General features: G+C 43.1%; 18 protein-coding genes. 11 read left to right on the top strand and 7 right to left on the bottom strand.

Annotated elements, in window-relative coordinates; translation table 11 throughout:
- Positions 1-10: 10 nt before the first annotated feature.
- Both EYR97_RS14255 and EYR97_RS14250 read right to left on the bottom strand, forming a co-directional pair.
- Positions 11-319, bottom strand: coding sequence for a hypothetical protein (locus EYR97_RS14255; protein ID WP_131094332.1), 309 nt, complete (start codon positions 317-319; stop codon positions 11-13).
- Positions 316-891 carry an ECF-type sigma factor gene (locus EYR97_RS14250; RefSeq protein ID WP_131094331.1) on the bottom strand — a complete coding sequence of 192 codons (576 nt, stop codon included), beginning with the start codon at positions 889-891 and terminating at the stop codon, positions 316-318. The genes EYR97_RS14255 and EYR97_RS14250 overlap by 4 nt, the downstream gene beginning before the upstream one ends.
- A gap of 422 nt (positions 892-1,313) precedes the next feature.
- Between EYR97_RS14250 and EYR97_RS14245 the strand changes: the two genes are divergently transcribed.
- From EYR97_RS14245 to EYR97_RS14205, 10 genes are all read left to right on the top strand, one after another.
- Positions 1,314-1,850: a cupin domain-containing protein gene (locus tag EYR97_RS14245; protein ID WP_242635029.1), complete on the top strand. Its 537-nt coding sequence runs from the start codon at positions 1,314-1,316 to the stop codon at positions 1,848-1,850.
- 27 nt (positions 1,851-1,877) lie between these two features.
- The gene (locus tag EYR97_RS14240; protein WP_131094330.1) at positions 1,878-2,231 is read left to right on the top strand and encodes a cyclophilin-like fold protein; all 354 of its coding nucleotides are present in this window, start codon (positions 1,878-1,880) and stop codon (positions 2,229-2,231) included.
- A gap of 104 nt (positions 2,232-2,335) precedes the next feature.
- A complete protein-coding gene (locus EYR97_RS14235) occupies positions 2,336-3,556 on the top strand; it encodes an MFS transporter (RefSeq protein ID WP_131094329.1) in 1,221 nt (406 codons plus the stop codon).
- 268 nt (positions 3,557-3,824) lie between these two features.
- Positions 3,825-5,414, top strand: coding sequence for an SUMF1/EgtB/PvdO family nonheme iron enzyme (locus EYR97_RS14230; protein WP_165478053.1), 1,590 nt, complete (start codon positions 3,825-3,827; stop codon positions 5,412-5,414).
- A 257-nt stretch (positions 5,415-5,671) separates the two neighbouring features.
- Positions 5,672-7,195 (top strand): amidohydrolase family protein, encoded by a 1,524-nt coding sequence (locus EYR97_RS14225; protein WP_131094327.1) that lies wholly within the window; start codon positions 5,672-5,674, stop codon positions 7,193-7,195.
- A 102-nt stretch (positions 7,196-7,297) separates the two neighbouring features.
- Positions 7,298-7,432 (top strand): hypothetical protein, encoded by a 135-nt coding sequence (locus tag EYR97_RS22480; protein ID WP_258313240.1) that lies wholly within the window; start codon positions 7,298-7,300, stop codon positions 7,430-7,432.
- Between the two features lie 46 nt (positions 7,433-7,478).
- A complete protein-coding gene (locus tag EYR97_RS14220) occupies positions 7,479-9,143 on the top strand; it encodes a winged helix-turn-helix domain-containing protein (RefSeq protein ID WP_165478052.1) in 1,665 nt (554 codons plus the stop codon).
- A gap of 105 nt (positions 9,144-9,248) precedes the next feature.
- Positions 9,249-10,742 carry an amidohydrolase family protein gene (locus tag EYR97_RS14215; protein ID WP_131094325.1) on the top strand — a complete coding sequence of 498 codons (1,494 nt, stop codon included), beginning with the start codon at positions 9,249-9,251 and terminating at the stop codon, positions 10,740-10,742.
- A complete protein-coding gene (locus EYR97_RS14210; protein WP_131094324.1) occupies positions 10,739-11,584 on the top strand; it encodes a trypsin-like serine protease in 846 nt (281 codons plus the stop codon). Before EYR97_RS14215 ends, EYR97_RS14210 begins: the two co-directional genes overlap by 4 nt.
- 301 nt (positions 11,585-11,885) lie before the next feature.
- Entirely contained in the window at positions 11,886-13,643 is a 1,758-nt protein-coding gene (locus EYR97_RS14205; protein ID WP_131094323.1) for a diguanylate cyclase, read from the top strand.
- An 86-nt stretch (positions 13,644-13,729) separates the two neighbouring features.
- Here EYR97_RS14205 and EYR97_RS14200 read toward each other — a convergent pair whose 3' ends face one another.
- Genes EYR97_RS14200 through EYR97_RS14185 form a run of 5 tightly spaced genes read right to left on the bottom strand, consistent with a single transcriptional unit; the run spans position 13,730 to position 15,796 of the window.
- A complete protein-coding gene (locus EYR97_RS14200) occupies positions 13,730-14,158 on the bottom strand; it encodes a hypothetical protein (protein ID WP_131094322.1) in 429 nt (142 codons plus the stop codon).
- A gap of 5 nt (positions 14,159-14,163) precedes the next feature.
- Positions 14,164-14,316: a hypothetical protein gene (locus EYR97_RS21920; RefSeq protein ID WP_165478051.1), complete on the bottom strand. Its 153-nt coding sequence runs from the start codon at positions 14,314-14,316 to the stop codon at positions 14,164-14,166.
- Between the two features lie 14 nt (positions 14,317-14,330).
- Positions 14,331-15,014 carry a serine protease gene (locus EYR97_RS14195; RefSeq protein ID WP_165478050.1) on the bottom strand — a complete coding sequence of 228 codons (684 nt, stop codon included), beginning with the start codon at positions 15,012-15,014 and terminating at the stop codon, positions 14,331-14,333.
- Positions 14,962-15,516, bottom strand: a complete 555-nt coding sequence (locus EYR97_RS14190; protein WP_131094320.1) for a hypothetical protein — start codon at positions 15,514-15,516, stop codon at positions 14,962-14,964. Before EYR97_RS14190 ends, EYR97_RS14195 begins: the two co-directional genes overlap by 53 nt.
- A gap of 37 nt (positions 15,517-15,553) precedes the next feature.
- The gene (locus EYR97_RS14185) at positions 15,554-15,796 is read right to left on the bottom strand and encodes a hypothetical protein (RefSeq protein WP_131094319.1); all 243 of its coding nucleotides are present in this window, start codon (positions 15,794-15,796) and stop codon (positions 15,554-15,556) included.
- 235 nt (positions 15,797-16,031) lie between these two features.
- On the opposite strand from EYR97_RS14185, the gene EYR97_RS14180 reads away from it, so the two are divergent.
- Positions 16,032-18,098, top strand: coding sequence for an ATP-dependent helicase (locus tag EYR97_RS14180; protein WP_131094318.1), 2,067 nt, complete (start codon positions 16,032-16,034; stop codon positions 18,096-18,098).

The raw sequence follows: 18,098 nt of genomic DNA, 5'->3' as shown, positions 1-18,098 counted from the left end.
TTTAATACAGTTATGCTAGTGCGGTTTCACTAACTGACACACAGGTATGATCGCACAATCTAAAGGCAACCAGCTTATAGGGTAAACCATTTTTGTAGATACCCACGATGTCAGTTCCTTGCTTTTTGAACGATGTTACTTTTAGTTTTAACGGGGTGCTGTCTACACTAAAAGGAAGTTCACAGGGAACGGTGTTAAGGTCTATCCATCTACACTGATTTTCGTGCTCCATATGCAAACCATATGTTTGCTGCGACATGCTCCAAAGCACATCCATAGAGACACCATTACACACCGTATGTAATATTGGTTTATTCATGCTGTAAGCCTAACTTTCAGCCAAGCTCTGGCAAAGGAAATATCCTTTTCAACACTGGAAAGGCTTACCGACAACATGTCTGCAATTTCTTTTGCTAGTAGTCCACCAAAATACTTTAGCTGTATCACTTTTGCTTGCCTTGGGTAATCTTCGGTAAGTCGTTCAATGGATTCGCTCAATGCCAAAAATTCATCATCAACGTGTTCGGGCTGCGGGCTATCTTCCGTTTCATCTATACCAATCAGTTCTGCTGAACGCTTCTCTGCACTATTTTTTCTGGCCTGGTCAACCAATATATTGTGAATGGTGCGCGAAACCATAAAGAAAAACTCAGAGCGGTTGTTATAAAATTCTTGGTTTTGACTAAGTTTGATATAAAGCTCGTGTACCAAGGAAGTGGTAGAATTAACATGTTCTTGAATAGCTTCTTCACCAAAACGCTCAACCACCCGTTGACGATTCTTTGAAGCCAAGCGACGAAGGTGATCGTATATAACAAGGTAAAAATGCTCTTGTGCACCAACTTTCTTTGATTGCCAATCTATAATGGCCTGCGTTATTGCCTGTGTCATATCTTCACTTCTCTCCTTTTTAGTGTGTGCAACCGTATACCAGATAAAGTCATTCCGCCAACCACGTAACACAGAGAAAAAACCGTAAACATAATCTAAAAAATTTAGCGTCGAACCTTGCCATACCTTATTTCGGCGGTCAGTTCGCTATCTACGACATTATAAATTGCACACAGCTACAAACTACACCTGCAATAGAATATTTGTACTTTTAGGCAAGTATTTCACAGTTTCAGACTAGGCCAACTTTCTTAATAATGAAAAAATAAATGTACTTAAAAATGCAGAGAAAACAAGCGCCATAGCTTTCTACAACTGCTGCTAAATTCTTTATTTAAAGCTTGTTAACTGTTGGTTTCATTGTTACCTCGCACAGTTAATTCGCATTTCAATATTGTCTATTAACATTAAGGAGCACCATTGTGAAATTGAAAAAACTCGTTTTACTGTCTTTATTTACTGCTATCTCTTTAAGTACAAATGGGCAAGAAGCTAGTGCTCAATCTGGTAGTGACCAATCTACTAGCACTAACGCTGAAATCACCATTCAAGAAAATGCCAGCCAATTGCCAATGCAGGGGCTTGATCCGTATTTTACCGGTCAGGTGCGTGTAGAGCCTGTATTTCAACCCAAAGGCGGCGCCAGAGCTGGCGGTGCTAATGTTACTTTTGAGCCCTCAGCTCGCACCAACTGGCATACCCACCCACTCGGTCAAACTCTTGTAGTAACTAAAGGTAAAGGCTGGGTAATGCAATGGGGTGGTGAACGAAAAGTCATAGAACCCGGTGATGTAGTGCACATTCCGGCGCATGTGAAGCATTGGCACGGAGCTACTGACAAAACCGCCATGTCGCACTTGGCTATTCAAGAGGCGCTAGATGGGCAAGTAGTAAACTGGATGGAAGCGGTGACTGACGCTCAATACACGTTAAGTGCCAGCGCAACAACATCAGCATAATAGCTAACTGAATAGGTAAATATAGCCATGCAGATTAAGTTAACTTTTGGTGATATGTCGCTTAGCGCTACGTTACACGACAATCCAACAGCAAGGTCGTTCTACGCCCAACTGCCTTTGTCGCTAACCCTTGAAGACTACGCAAGCACAGAGAAAATTGCCGATTTAGATAAAAAGCTCACCACTGAAGGTGCACCTGCTGGAAGCAGTGCAAAAAAAGGTGATTTAACCTACTACGCACCGTGGGGAAATTTGGCTATTTTTTATCGCAACTTTGGCCATGCCAACGGGCTTATTTCTTTGGGTAAATTTACCGACGACATTACGCCCTTAGTGTCGGCCAGCAATATTGACGTTCGTATTGAACAAGTAGGTATCTAACAATAAAGGCTGGAAGAAAATAACGCTTTTAGTTGATATGTGCACACTTACAAAAGCACATATAAGCGTATAAAACTGAGCTTATATAAATTGAAGGACAAACAATGCACCGTCTTAGTGTAAACGCCACATTTTATGCTGCATCTGTAGCAATAATATTAGTGTACATGACGTCTGGTGCCCCTATTTCTTTATTCAATACCTATCGTTTAGAAGATGGCATTACCAACGCCGACCTAGGAATTGTATCACTGGGATACTTTCTTGCTGCGGCAGTCGCGCTGTTGATGTTTGGCCAAATGTCTAACTACGTAGGTCGCAAGACCATGGCAATAGCAGCACTTTTGTGTGTATTGCTGTCATCCATTCTTCTGTTAAATATGCACAGTGTTTGGGTACTTTGTTTGGCGCGAATACTTCAAGGGTTTGCGTGCGGTGTAGCCACCAGCAGTATTGGAGCATTCGTTGTAGACAACAACAAAGGCCAACCCAAGTGGCTGGTTGCCACGATAACCAGCACCTCGCCAATGATTGGCATTTCTCTTGGCGCAATGAGCACGGGCGCATTAGTAAGTTGGGGCCCTTTCCCTCGCACTCTCGCGTTTGTATTGTTGGTATTGATTACAACGCTGTGCTTGGCATTTATGCTTTTTGCAAAAGAAACCGTTAGTAAAAAAGCAGGCGCCTTGCGCTCACTTTACCCCAATCTTTACTTTCCCACTGGCCAAGGTTTTGCAATGCTATCCATGACAGGCGTAGTAGTGGCAACATGGTCGTTAGGAGCATTTTATCAAGCATTCGGCCCCTCGGTTTTGGCAGAACAAATAGGCACAACTAATGCGTTTATTTCTGCAGTGGCATTTTCGTCAGTAATGATACTTACTCCTGTTGGCGGGTTTGTCTCTCACTTCTTTTCTCCCAAAAATGCAGTACGTCTTGGTATGTTTGTGTACTTATGTGCGGCTTGGATTATTTTGTTCGCACTTAACCAGGGTTACTTAGTATTATTTTTGGTTGCCAGCCTGTGTGTGGGCTTAGCACAAGGTATTGCCACTACAGCGTGTTTACGCATTTTGTTAAACGATGTTGCAATTGAAATTCGCGCCCGCCTGCTATCTACTATTTTTGTAATATCATACTCAGGTGCCGTGGTGCCTATTACATTCGCTAGTTTATTCGCCAGTAGATACAGTGTTTTCGAAATATGTATTGGCTATATCACGCTAGGGACCATAGCCGCGTTGGTTGGCATTATCGCGTCTAGTCAACTTCAAACACCTGTAGATGCAATTGCGAAGCAGTCAACTGCGTCACTTGCAGAATAAAAAAGCCGCCAACTTTCACTATAAGAACGCTTAAATAAACCTATAATAAAAAGTATAACCCATTAATAAATATATAGTTTATTGATTTATAGAAATCTATCCCTGCTTTTGTGCGAACCTATTTTAGGTTTAATGCTCGAACCATCGGTTTAATCAACAAAGCAATAATAACTCTATGAATGTAATATCTTTTCTACGTAATTTTCTTCTATTACTTGTGCTATATACTGTTTGCTGCAGTTTATATGCTGACGTACTAGAACCGCCTATGGTGTTAGTGCCTGCTGGTGAATACAAAATTGGCAGCCACGACTTTGAAGACACTTCACCGCTAAAAGATCTCTCTATTAACGCGTTTTGGGTGGGAAAGTTTGAAGTCACCCGCGCTGAATTTGCTGAATTTATCAAAGACACAAATTACGACGTGCCGCAGCAGTGCTACCACGAAATTGGCTATTGGTGGTTTGAACAAGAGTCAGCCGGAGGCTGGCAAAACAATGCCATTAATTCCAATATGTACGAACCTGTTTCCTGTATTGGCTATGAAGCAGCTGTGGCGTATGCCAGCTGGTTAGCCCAAAAAACGGGCAAGCCTTATCGTTTACTTAGCGAAGCAGAATGGGAATACCTGGCCGAAAACTTTAAGAACGATAGCCAAAGCAGTGTTTGTGAACGTGCAAACATCGCAGATCTTAGAGGCGAGTCGGTAGCACAAAGTGAATTTGGTACATCTTATGTTAACCTTATCGGCATTGAGTCGTGTGATGATAAATCTGGCACAGTAAGCATAGTAGGCGCTTACAAACCCAACAAATTAGGCGTTCACGATCTCACCGGTAACGTAAATGAGTTTGTTGCAGACTGCTACACGCCAAACTACAACCAAATGCCCCACACCGGTTCTGCGGTTATTTCTAAAGAAAGCCCTGCTCAATGCGATGCGGTTGTGCTGCGCGGTGGCGCATGGCACTGGCCTGCATGGTCAAATAAAATTAGAGATGCCAAACCCCGTGACTGGGTTGGTGTACTCGAGGGCTTCAGGCTGGCCATGAGCGTTGCCACCAATGCAGAAATAGCGGAAATAGAAGCAGGTATTGGAAATTACTACAGTGAAGAAAGCACGCAGTTACTCACCAAGGCGATAGAGAAAGCCCTTTCTAACACAAAACCGCCGGTGTCGTTACCTAGCGCTGTTAGCAATCTAGCCCTGAATACTGATGACAAAGGCAGCAATAAGCTAACACTTACTTGGCAAGGTAAACTTAACCAAGGCGCACGGTTTGTTATCTTGTCGAACAAATACATGGGTGGGCGCTTCAGCATTGAAGGCTATTCAGACGTTAGCTCTTATGTTATCGACAAACCAGCCCAAGACTCTCATCAGTACCCCCATCAATATGTAGTCGCTATTCAGCAAGACAAAGTAATGGGCCCTTATTCATCAGCCATTGATATTGGGGTTGTTCCAACACCACTACCCACTGCGTTACAAGCTGAGCGCTTTAGCAGCATGGACAACGCCCTTGTATTTCCTTTTGATGCACACAATAGCTTTGTTACTGGCCCGTTAAGAGGTACAGGCGACATCGTATTGCATTACGAGGTTTCAGTTCCTGCTTCAGGGAGCTACACCATGCGTTTGAACGGGCAAGCTGGCGCGCCAGTGCAGTTTGCTGTTCAGCAGCAAGGTAAACCAGTAGGTAATGCCGTTTTAGGTGATGCCGTTTTAGATAAAGAAGCCGGAGTTACTTTTTCAGCTCAAGAAGGAAATACAACACTTACCCTTTCAACCAACCAAGGCGGATGGCAACTAGATAGCATTGACATAAATTCAGTGAACACTGCACATAAGCAATAAATCAATTTGAATTATTAGAATGTAAACCCTGTTAAATTCAAGGGTAGCGGGCTCTCTCGCCTGATACAAATAGCGTGAGAGCCTTGCGATTTTAACCGCGTAAAAATAGGTAGTAGCGAGAAAATAGCGAATTGCGGTAAAGCAATAGCGAACTGCCGCAAACCAATATGAGGGATAAAATCATGATCCTAGACGCGCACTGTGCACCTTTTGCTATTTTTCACAGCACTTGAAAGTTACAAGAGCCTGTAAAAACGATGCAAACGCTAAACACAAAAAGTACACAGCACAAAACTCAACCAATTGTAGAAAAAAGAACAGAACAACGCGCAAATACGCGTGTAGGTCACACTGCTCCCACCTATTTAAGCCGAATAACGAGCAAAATAACTATTACCGTTGGTTTACTCTTTTTGGTGGTGTTTGCTATTTGGTGTTATCAGGCGTTTGAGCGCGGTACCACCACCGTTGCCTATAAAAACTCAAGTGGATTTGTGCTCACGAATGTAAATGTACTCACCATGGCAGACGATACGGTACTTGAGGCGAAAACCGTTGTAGTGCGAAATGGTACAATTTCCGACATTCTAAATAGCAACGACGCTATTCCCAAAGATCTCCCAATAATTAAGGGTCATGGCCGTTATGTTATGCCCGGTCTTATTGACTTACATGTACATGTTTTAGATAGAAGCTATGCAAAATCTGCCTTGGCAGCAGGTGTCACCACAGTAAGAAACATGGGCGGCTTCCCCTATCACCTTAAATGGCGAGATGAACTAGAAAATGCATATTGGTATGGTGCAAATATTGTGACGTCTTCGCCTATTATGAACAGTGTTGAACAAGGCGATCCACTATCACATTTTAGGGTAGACGACCCACTTTTAGCACGAGAAGCCGTTCGCGACTTTATTGACCAAGGCTACGATTTTATCAAGGTGTATGAAGGGCTTAATGCACAAACCTATGCAGCTATTTTAGATGAAGCCAGCAAGCTTAACGTGGCTGTGGCTGGTCACCCATCATACGATTTAATGGCAAGTGCACCAGAAAAGCATGGCGCACTTCGCACGTTTGAGCACATTGAAGAAGTTTACGATGGCTTTTTGAATAGAGAGCAGAACAACGAGTTAGCAACCGCTGCAGCGCAATTTTTGTCGAAGCAAGGTGTAGTACTGGTTCCCACACTTGCCGTAAATCGCGAGCTCACTCGGTTGAGTAGCGAAAAGCAGACCTATTTTTCACAGCTTGACCTTGACGCTATTAACCCGTTTGTTCGCGCTATCTACGAAGAAACATCATTTAACCGTTGGTTAAACGCATCGCTTGAATTAGCCGCGTACAATGTAAGCACTGATACCTACTTCCACGAGCTAACTCGCTTTATGGATAACCACAATGTAAAAATGGGCATGGGCTCAGATGCGGGTGCGTTGGTAGGGCTTCCGGGCCCTGCGTCAATTGACGAAATGCTATTGATGGCTGAAGCTGGGGTAGCGCCATATACCATACTAAAGAGCGCCACTACCCATGCCGCCGATGTGCTATTTAAAGGCGACACATTGGGGCAACTGGCTCCCGGTTTCACTGCCGATATGGTTGTATTAAATGACAATCCGATAACAGCCCTAAATACCCTGCGCGAACCCGCTATGGTCATTCAAAATGGCCGAGTATTTAATCAAAATGATTTGCGTGTTTTAAAACAAGAAGCACATGAGCACGCCAGTTGGTTATTGAGTGTTAGTCGACACCTTAATTATTTGATCTTTGGTTAGTCTATAGTTCGAGAGTACATTGGCCTTTACCGTGCTTTGTGTAACAAAGCGCTAAGATATACAGGCTTTAGTTAAACATATTACTAAAAAAAGGATAAAAATATGGATTCATTACATTTAGCACTGTCTTGGGGCTCACCGGTAGGTATAGGTTTGTGGTTCTTATTTACAGGGGCTGGTATAGGCATTTTTTTATGGGGTTTGGCACAGTTGCAGCGATATAAAAACGGGGTATGATTAATTGGTCGAAGTAATATCAACCAAGTCAAACTGGAGCAGTAAGTTGTCATCTTTATTTAGTGAGTTCAGCCCAAATACAGGGGAAGTGACAATTGGCGATATTACTAAAACACTACGCCCCAAAACATTTCAATTGGCACAATACCTTGCTGAACATAGTGGTGAGGTAATAAGTAAAGACAATATTCTCAATACGGTTTGGGGCGACAGCATTGTTGAAGAACAAGCGGTGTTTCAGTCTGTTAATGAAATACGAAAGGCCTTTGCTCCGCAAGAAGTGATAAAAACATACCCTCGGCGCGGTTATACATGGCTCATCCCATGTAAACCCGTTGAGCGCCCCATACTTGTAGCTTCCTCGGCGGTTGATGCTCACAATCACCATGATGACAATAGCGATGCGAAATCAGATATAGCAGAGCCTCTCGTCACAACAGATAGTAACACGCAAGCTCAGTATACCCGTTTTGACCCGTCTGGCAGTAGCACTAGCTCTAGTATTAGCACTAACAAATCGCGTAAAAACAGTGTTGTATGGTTTTGCATAGCACTTGTTTTAGCCTTCGGTGGGTATAGCTTTTACATCACCGATCACCAAGAACACGGTAACAGTCAAACAAACGGCAATAATCAAACAACAAGTGTTAGTGAAACCGTTAACGCCACAGACGCACAAGCTGTAAACGCTCAAGCTTTACTAGTTTTGCCTTTTGATACTTCCAACTTAGACTCAGATGAACGCTGGTTGCGATATGGTTTAATGGACGCGGTTATTCAGCAAGTAAACGGCAACGAGACACTCACCGTTTTTCAAGCCGATGATACGTTGGATATTCTTACTCGTAAAAAGCAGATGAACGACAACCCTGCACTGCTTTTCAGCGTGTCTGGTGCTACGCTGATTGTTGACGGTCGACTCAGTGGCGTCCCAGGTGAATATACGCTTATTTACACCTTATACGAGAGAGGCACTCAACAGCACGGCGTGATCCATAGCAACACCACTGATCAACTGCTTTCAGACTTACTCAGTGTTATTCACGGCAAATTGCAAATAACACCCACACACAGTGTGTTGTCGTTTGAAAAGCAGTTCAGCGATACGTTGATGTTTAATGCCATGCAATTGCTAGCGGCGAATGAACCTGAATCGGCAGTGTCATTCCTGCAAAGTGCCATTATTGCTTCACCTGAACAGCCAGCGGCTTACTATTGGCTAGCAAAAACTCGGCTCAATGAAGGTCACATTACCGAAGCAATGTCGCTGCTCGAGCGCTTGCTGTCTATTGAGGAGCTCAGTGAAGATGACGTATTTTATTCTAGGGCGCTTTACTTAAAAGCCAGTGGCCAATTAGCAAGACAACAAACATCTGCATTAGCAGAACTTACTAAAGCCTTAGAGGCTGCAGAAAAAAATGAAGATTGGCTATATGTAGCTTATACCCACAGTATGCTTGGGCACTACTATTTGGGGCAAAATTCACCGCAAAAAGCCGCGTCTTATTTTACTGACGCAATGGCCTACCAACAAATGCTCAACTGTCCTTTAGGCGTAATTCAAGGGCATCTTGACTGGGTAGATTACTACTTAGCGTATGACAACAAGACACAGGCAGAACATCACCTAAAAAGCGCACAACAGTTAGTTAACGATAAAGGGCTTCTCAAAGCCGTTCCTCTGGTAGAAAGCCAAAGGGCACGGCTTTAAGCTAACTTATAGAAATATTTTAGCCTGTCTATAAGCGTTTATTTTCACATTCTTTCAAGATTATTCGAGTTAATTCATTTACTCATAACCTGAAAGGAACCCACTATGAACCTTCAAATAACTGCACTGGTTTTGTGTTGTTCTGCCACGCTTAGCACGACCGGTTTTGCCCAAGTTGCGCCCACTAACTACGCAGAGGGGCAAGTGGCTTACACCCACGCCAACATCATTACCATGCAAACCCAAGAGCCTATCAAAGATGCCACACTGCTGGTTAAAAATGGAAAAATTGAGGCCATTGTTCCTAGCAATACATCTATAGAAAAAGACTACGCGACTATCGATCTCAATGGTGGCTGGGTAATGCCGGGCTTTATTGATGGTCATGTTCACCTCAATCAATCAGGCTCAGCCTACACACGACCAGACATTATCGATGCAACCAACATTGTAAAATACGCACAAGAGCAAGACTGGTTGAAACATCACTTACCCACTATTTTAGGTGACTACACACAGTTGGGTGTTACAACGGTAGTAGATTTAGGAGGCCCTTCTGCCTGGTTAGACGACTACGCACAACTAATGGAAGCACCCGCAACACCCGCCATTTATGCCGCCGCTGAGCTAATTAATACCGCGCCAGTACCCGCATTGGATAACGCAGGCCCTGTATTTGCAGCAATCTCTACCGCAAAAGAAGCACTGCAAGCAGTTGAAGCACAATTAGCATTACCAACCAAGGTAGTTAAATTTGTTTGGACGGGGGAAGCCGGCCTTAGCCCTGAAGCACTTATAGAGCTATACCAACCAGCAATAAAAGCAGCCAAAGCGCAACAGCGTATTATTGCTGTACATGCCGAGCAGCTGAGCTATGCCAAGGCGGCTATAATCGCTGGTGCTAACATCTTAGTGCATGGCGTCATGACAGATATTATCGACGATGAGTTCATCACGTTAGCCAAACAGCACAGTGTGGTTTACATGCCCACGCTTACCGCTCATCAACACTATAAAGACGTTTTTCTTAAACAAGTTGTTCTACCGTTAGATAACACAGATACCTACTTTAACTATGTATCGTCTTCGTTTGACAACTTGTATGCACACCCTGAATTGTCGGGACAGATGTTTAACATTATGACTAAGTACATGCCATATGTTGACACACCGTCAAAGACGGCAGACCTATCAAAACAGGAGCAAGAGATTGTTGGGCAGCTTTCCCAACTGTTCTCGCCAACCATCACCCATTATCAGCAGCAAAATTTAAAACTTGCTGCAAATGCAGGGCTTAAACTAGCTTTTGGGACAGATGCGGGTAACGCAGCAACTCTTCACGCAAGCGCAGTATACGAAGAAATTCAAGCCTGGCTAGCTGCGGGAATGTCGCCACAACAAGTTGCGCAAGCGATGACCATTGGCAATGCTGTTGCATATAACATCGATGAGGAAACGGGCACCATTTCAAGTGGGAAAAACGCCAGTTTTGTTGTATTTAACACCAACCCACTCACACCAGAACTCCCAAGCTTAAGACCAAACAGGGTGATCAAGGCAGGCCATCAGGTATTTATTAACGCGGAGGAAGCACAATGAAGGCATTGATCTATTTATCTGCTTCAGCCCTTTTGTGTGCAAGTCTTCCGGCAACTAGCATTGTGATTCGTCATGATGTAGACGATGCGCTATACCGCGCGACGCCATCTGACTTTCCTCCTCTCGCCACGCTATATCGCATTGGGGCGCATGGTACTTTGATTGCCCCACAGTGGGTTGTCACTGCTGCGCATACCGTGTTTTGTGTCGAGCCAGGTAGCCGCATTCAAATAGGTAATAGTTTACGAGAAGTTGAAGCCAGATATGCCCACTACCAGTATGAACGGGGCGAAAACCACGATATTGCATTACTAAAACTTAAAGCACCAGTTGATGACGTACAGCCCGCCAAGCTCTATGTAGGTGATAAGGAAACCGGTAAAGCTATTTGGTTTATTGGCTCAGGAGGCAGCGGCAATGGCGATGTGGGTCAAACCATCTCTTATAAAGAAAACGCTGGAACCTTACGCAAAGCCCAAAATCGAGTGAGAGAGGTAGACGAAGGCGAAATTTTCTTCACGTTTAACAAAGGTGGTGATGCAATGCCGCTTGAGGGTGTATCGGGCAATGGGGATAGTGGCGGCCCCGCCTATTTCTATGACAACGACCATTACACCCTACTAGGCATTAGCTCGCGCAACGACTCTTGGTTTAAAGATATTGGCGAATATGGCGTAAATGAAGTGTACACACGCGTTTCTTACTATCACAACTGGCTCCATAACGTCATGACAGAGTCGGCGTCTTTTATAGAAAAATACACCACGGATGAACGCTTTCCCCAGCCCGGTATTGAAGACAGGCTTCCTGAGATTTGTAGCAAGATTAGTTTTCGACACTAGAGCCTGTTTGTCTTACTTTATTAACCGGACTACATTCAGGCTACTTTTATGTAGCCTGTTTTAACTCTCTCAAAGCTAACGTAGAAAATAGAAATTATTCCTTTCTCAACTAAGCTTTATCAGCTATTTTAAAATGTAATGACTATTGTGCTCATTCTTTTGAATTGTGGGGGTTCAACCCCGAACTTTGAGTATCAGGCGGATTATTAACAATAGCAATCGTCATTCTATTTAAAACATCGAATTATAAAAATAACCAGTAGCACGCAATACAGGATGTTTAAGTGCATAAGAGTTTTTAATGCATATTAGAAGTCTATTGTTTTGTTTAGCTATGCTAATGATTGTTGGGCTGGCATCAGCTAATGAACGCCAACAAGCCGCTATTGATTTGTCTCCTCAAACTGCATTAACCGCCGGTAAGTACGCCAATTATTTCCAAGAATATGCGACCCCTTTGTCACTTCAACAAGCCATTCAACACTTTGACAATAACCCACTCAATATGGGCTCGGGAGAATCGCTCTCGTTGGGCATTACTGTGGCACCTGTTTGGCTTAAAGTTAAGCTAAACAATGCCAACAACCCCCAGTTGTTCTACCGATTTAGCGTAGAAACCCCATGGTTAGATTATATTGACGCATGGCTTGTCCACGACGACGATGTAATTAACTACATCAAGGGAGGCGATGCTTTTGCTTACGAAGACAGGCCTATGCAATATCGCTATTTTGCATTTGAATCAGCGCTTCCAGAAGGTGAATCCTACCTTTATATGCGGGTAGAAACGTTAGGACCAATGGCAATTCCGCTGCATATATCTGAAGTAAATCGCGCGACACAACGAGATATTTCAAGCGGTTACCAATATGGCTTTTTATACGGCATTATGGTTGCGCTCGCCATTTACAATTTAATTATCTACTTCAGTATAAAGCACAAAGAATACGGTTTATACGCATTGTATTTACTGGGCTTTGTGATCAATAGTTTATCTTACACAGGCCAATTACACACATGGATAACACCCAACTGGGGCCCCTATTTTCAAGATTGGTTAGATATCTCGTTGATGATTACGTACTCTATTGCTGGGCTGCATTTCGCTCGCGTGTTATTAAATACAAAACAATACGCCCCCGTTTTAGATAAGTTTACGGTAAGTGTAACGCTGTTCATTCCCTTAGGTATGCTTGTTAGTGCCGTATTCAATCAACTGACCATCGCCTTAGTATTGGCTTTCTTATTAAACAGCAGCTTTGCCATTCTATTTGTTGTTTTGGGTTATAAAGCCCTTACCTTTAAGGTTCCTGCCGCTAAGCTATTTCTCATTTGCTCTGTTACTGCTGCAAGCTGCATTTGTATTTCCACTGCGGCGGTATGGGGGCTAGTGCCTTACAATGAAATAACCTTCAAACTCATAGAAATTGGCGTGGCATTTGAAGCAATATTCCTTGCCTTTTTACTGGCCCAACGCTTTAGATTAGCTGAAGTTGAAAAAAGAATAGCGCAGCGCAGTGCTCGCCAAGACGTATTAACAGGCTTAAACAATAGATTGGGGTTTGAGCACCTTGCTCACCCAATTTGGCATCAGCATGTGCGCAGTAAGCGAAATATATCGCTCATCATCATTGACATTGATCATTTCAAAAATATTAATGATGACTACGGGCACAGCGTTGGGGACGAAGTGTTACGAAGCGTCGCCGCACTTTTGGAATACAGCAATAGGCGCGGAGATATTGCCGCTAGGTGGGGCGGAGAAGAATTCTTGTTGTTGCTACCTGATACGGACGAAATACACGCTTATCAGCATGCAGAGCGTCTAAGAATTCTGATTGAACAAGCCAAAATTGCCATTGATGAGAATGAAGAAAGCGGCGAAAGTAATATTCAATTTACGGCAAGTTTTGGCGTTTGTGGAACCAGAAATGGAAAGTTCAATGGCACATCTTTAACCTTCGAATCGCTTGAGGCAATGATAAATAAAGCAGATAAAGCGCTGTATGAGGTTAAAAGTTCAGGCCGAAACCGTGTTCAAGCGGCAAGTGCGGCCTAGAGCAAGACGTCTAGGCCCAATGTAACGTTGAATAGGCATGCTGTCGCTGATATCCCAATTTAACAATGACAGCAGCGAAAACAATGCTATTCGCTAAAGTACTCCCAATACTCAGCGAAGTTCTCCTGCGCCACTTTCGACGCTTTAAGCTCTTTTAAAAATTGCGGAACGGTATCGCGCAAGAACTGCTCTTCTGTTGGTGAGGTTTCAAAATCTCTATAAGCCGATGTCCAAAAGTTGTTTACGTCAGTAGAGTCCATAACATATTCAAAGCTCTCTATTGATTTGCCTTGAACAAAAACGTCGTAACGCACTTTAAATTCGGTATTTGAAACCACAGGAATAATACCCAAAGTACTGGCTGATAGCATTAGCGAAGAAAACTGTGTGCCGTCTTGCTTGGTTCTATGCCCTTTTAATACACGAACACCAATGGGTAACCCAACCGCTTTGTCATCAAGTGCTGAAAAAGCATTATACTTTTCAATTTGCCCCTTAATTGCTTTATCTTCCACATTGGTTACAAAAAAACGGGAGGATAAACCGTACCTTGATGCTCATAGTGAAATAGATTTTCATCAACGCTTTGCTCACCGGCATCTTGTGCAAAAGCACCAAGCGTCAGTAGAGAGCCAGCAACTATAGATGCCAAAGTTAAACTTAAATTCTTCATTTACATGCACTCCCTTACTTGTAGCATAACACTTGGTTGGTATATTCAACTGCGCGTTGAGACGCTTGCTCAAAATTAGAGGACTCTTTACCACTACTATAAGAAAACTGCCCTTTATCGAGAAATTTCACCAGAAGTGGAGTACTAATTGCGAAGTTAACGTTTTGCGAAGTAGTTCCCGTTCTGTTTAGCATCATAGCTTGGTTAAGCGACCCAGATACTACCCCTAATAATTGCCCACTATAGTCCACAACGGCGCCACCACTGTTCCCCGGTTGTACCGGTGCTGAAAATTGAAAGCTACCCTGTGCGCCCTTCAAACCGCCCTGAGAAGTAACATTGCCAACGGTGAGTGACGGATAGTCAGATAGCAAATTCGACAATGGGAAACCTGTTGCAAACAGTGGCTTGCCAAGGCTTATTTGTATGTCTTTGTTAATTGAAATACTTTGCTCATTTTCATAGCTAGTTGTAAGTACAGCCAAATCTAGTAAGTCACTTGATTTCGCAATACTGGCTGGGAATTTCTGACCTTTGTGACTCACTTCAACTAATATGCATTCACTTACTACATGTGCTGCGGTAACTAGCGTTCCCTTCTCATTAATATAAAAACCAGTTCCCGTACCTTGAGGGCTAATATCATCAAAAAACGTCTTTGATTGAAACTGTTTCCATAGTCTGAGAATCTGAAGCAACGAGGTTTCTATTATTTGTATTCAGGAATTCAATAAGAAGCTCTTTGATGGTTTTTGCGAAGCCATTGTATACGGCATTGAAGTCATAGTAGCCGCCAGTTCCACTTGCTTTGCTTTTTACTTGGCGCTTAAAAATTGTCTCACCGTTTCGGTTTTTGATAATAAACTCAAAATCTGAATCGTACCCACCCCACATAAAATCCCAATCACTCACCGCAGCAATTTGAATGAGATAATCGAATTTACTTTCTGATGTTAACTTTTCACTTGTGGTGAAAAACTCTTTGGTCACAAGCTCAGACGCTTCTTCTAGCTTGCCGTAAAAATTGATCTTATTTTCCGTTTCACTTTTATCAACATAATAAGCGACAGATGTTGACAAGGGCAGTTGAATACTTTGGTTAAGTTTACTTTTAGTTTTTATTTGCCCAGCATTTTGCACTGGCGTCGCTTCGCATCCTATAAGTAATAGCGACACGAAAGCCATAACAATATATTTCATGTAGATTGCAATCCTTTGATGAGATGTGTACGTAATTTTACCAAGCTGATGAAATAAAGCGCTGTATTTTGGGTCTTATTTCTAGAGCGTGGGGCGATAGATTATGATCTGTATTGTTTAGAAAAGTAAAGGGAGTTTCGATAGAGTACTTGAGATAGACCTTTAGTTCTTCCACAGGATATGACGTAAACCCCGTTTCTTTAAGTTCACTGGCCGATTGATAGTGCTTAAACACCGCCGGATATTCAATTAGCATGTGAATGCGGTCAGCTAACCACATTTCGACCACTCCTTGTGCAGTGCCATCCCCATGCCGGATAAAAATAGTAGGTTGATTCTCTGGTATTTCAAAGACTCGGTCAGCGTTATCCCTGTAGCTTCTACCGTCTTCTAAACCAAGCACAAGTTGCTTATTTTCTCGTTGCTAATTTGGAATAAACAAAAAGCGCACCAAAACTGTTTAAATATCCAGTTATTTATTTTATTCTACGCTACATAATTCGATGGGGTTTTGTATGCTTTCAACATCACAACTTAATCAACAGCAGCAAGAAGCGGTGTTCTATGGCATATCAAACCGTGAAAAACACAACCCACTTCTAATTATTGCAGGTGCCGGCACGGGAAAAACCAACACACTTGCCCATAAAACGGCGCAACTAATACTTAACGGTGTCGATCCTGAACGCATATTGCTAATGACATTTGCTCGACGTGCAGCTTCAGAGTTAAGTTCGCGTGCTAATCGCATTGTGGAAGCTACACTAAAAGAGCAAAAGAAAGCCTTTCAACCTGTTACCCTGCCTTGGATGGGCACCTTCCACTCTATCGCAGCACGCTTGCTACGTGAACATGCACAATCAATAGGTGTTGCTCCTGATTTTACAGTGATGGATAGAAACGACAGCGCAGATATGCTTGATGTTCTTCGTCATGAACTCGCCTTTTCCAGCCTTAATCGACGTTTTCCTAAAAAGAAAACCTGCCTAGATATTTATTCTCGCTGTGTTAATTCTCAAGCGCCGTTGATTGAAGTTTTAGAAACACATTTTCCCTATTGCGTGGAATGGGAAAAGGAACTGAACGCGCTTTTTTCCGCTTACGCAAAAAACAAAATTGAGCAAGTAAGTTTGGATTACGATGACTTGCTGCTGTATTGCTATCACATGGCGCAGGTTACTGAGATAGCCAAACACATCAGAGCACAGTTCGATTTTATTTTGGTCGATGAATATCAAGACACAAACATACTGCAGGCGGGAATTTTACACGCTTGTTTTCCAACAGGAGAAGGTGTGACAGCGGTGGGCGATGATGCACAGTCTATTTATTCATTTCGCTCTGCCACGGTTGACAATATTTTAAATTTCCCCACCTCGTTTAGTTTGCCGGGAAAAGTCATTTCACTGCAGCAAAACTACCGCTCCCATCAGCATATATTAAACTTGTCCAACGCCCTACTCTCACAAAGTAGCGAAGGCTATAAAGTGGAACTATTTAGTACACGAGAGAGCGGCTCGAAGCCTAATTGGGTAACTGTAGACAACGATCTTAAGCAAGCAGAGTATATTATTGAACGCATTTTGGCTGCTCGTGAAGAAGGGGTAGATTTGAAGCAGCAGGCCGTGTTATTTCGCTCTAGCTACCACAGTGACAGATTGGAGCTAGAGCTCACTCGTCGCAATATTCCGTTCGTTAAGCACGGTGGTTTAAAGTTTCTAGAAGCGGCTCACGTCAAAGACTTCTTATCAATTATACGTTGGGCAGATAACCCCAAACACAAAATATCAGCGTTTCGATTACTTAAATTGCTTCCTGGAATAGGCCCCAAAATTGCCGACAATACATTTAGCTTTCTTGAACAGTGCCAGTTCAATGTGGCCAAGCTCGCCGAGTTTTCTGTACCTCAGGTCGCAGCGTCTTATTTTTCTCGCTTAACCACCCTTTTATGTCTTATCCATAACGAACAAATACCATGGTCAGAGCAAGTCAATGCTGCCGCCGAGTTTTACAAAGATATTCTTGAGGAAAATTACGATGACCATTTCACACGGCTTGGTGACGTTGAACAGCTAGCTGCTATATCGCTTCAATTTTCCTCCAGAGAGCGCTTTTTGACAGAATTAACACTCGACCCTCCTCAAAGTACTGGCGATCTCGCTGGGGCTCCGTTAATTGACGACGATTACCTTATTCTTTCAACGGTTCATAGTGCAAAAGGCCAAGAGTGGAAAAACGTATTTGTGCTCAATGTTGCCGATGGTAATTTTCCCAATGAATATGCTGCTGGCGATAAGCGGGCATTAGAAGAAGAGCGCCGCTTATTGTACGTAGCAATAACTCGGGCAAAAAATGAATTGAGCTTAATTCAGCCGCTTAAGTACTGGGTACCAGAGCAACCAAAATATGGTGACAAACATGTATATGGCGCGAAAAGCCGCTTTTTAGATGATACGGTTTGTGAGTTTCTTACCCCTATTTCGTACCCAAAACGCGAAGCCAGTGACGAGGAAATTAAAATTGCTCGCGGCGCTATTTCCGATATCAAAAAGAATATTCTTGGCATGTGGAATACAAATTAA

This window comes from Alteromonas sp. KUL42, assembly GCF_006538325.1.
In the GTDB taxonomy this organism is placed as follows: domain Bacteria; phylum Pseudomonadota; class Gammaproteobacteria; order Enterobacterales; family Alteromonadaceae; genus Alteromonas.
Note: the sequence above shows the minus strand (reverse complement) of the source record. Positions and strands in the feature narration are given on the sequence as shown.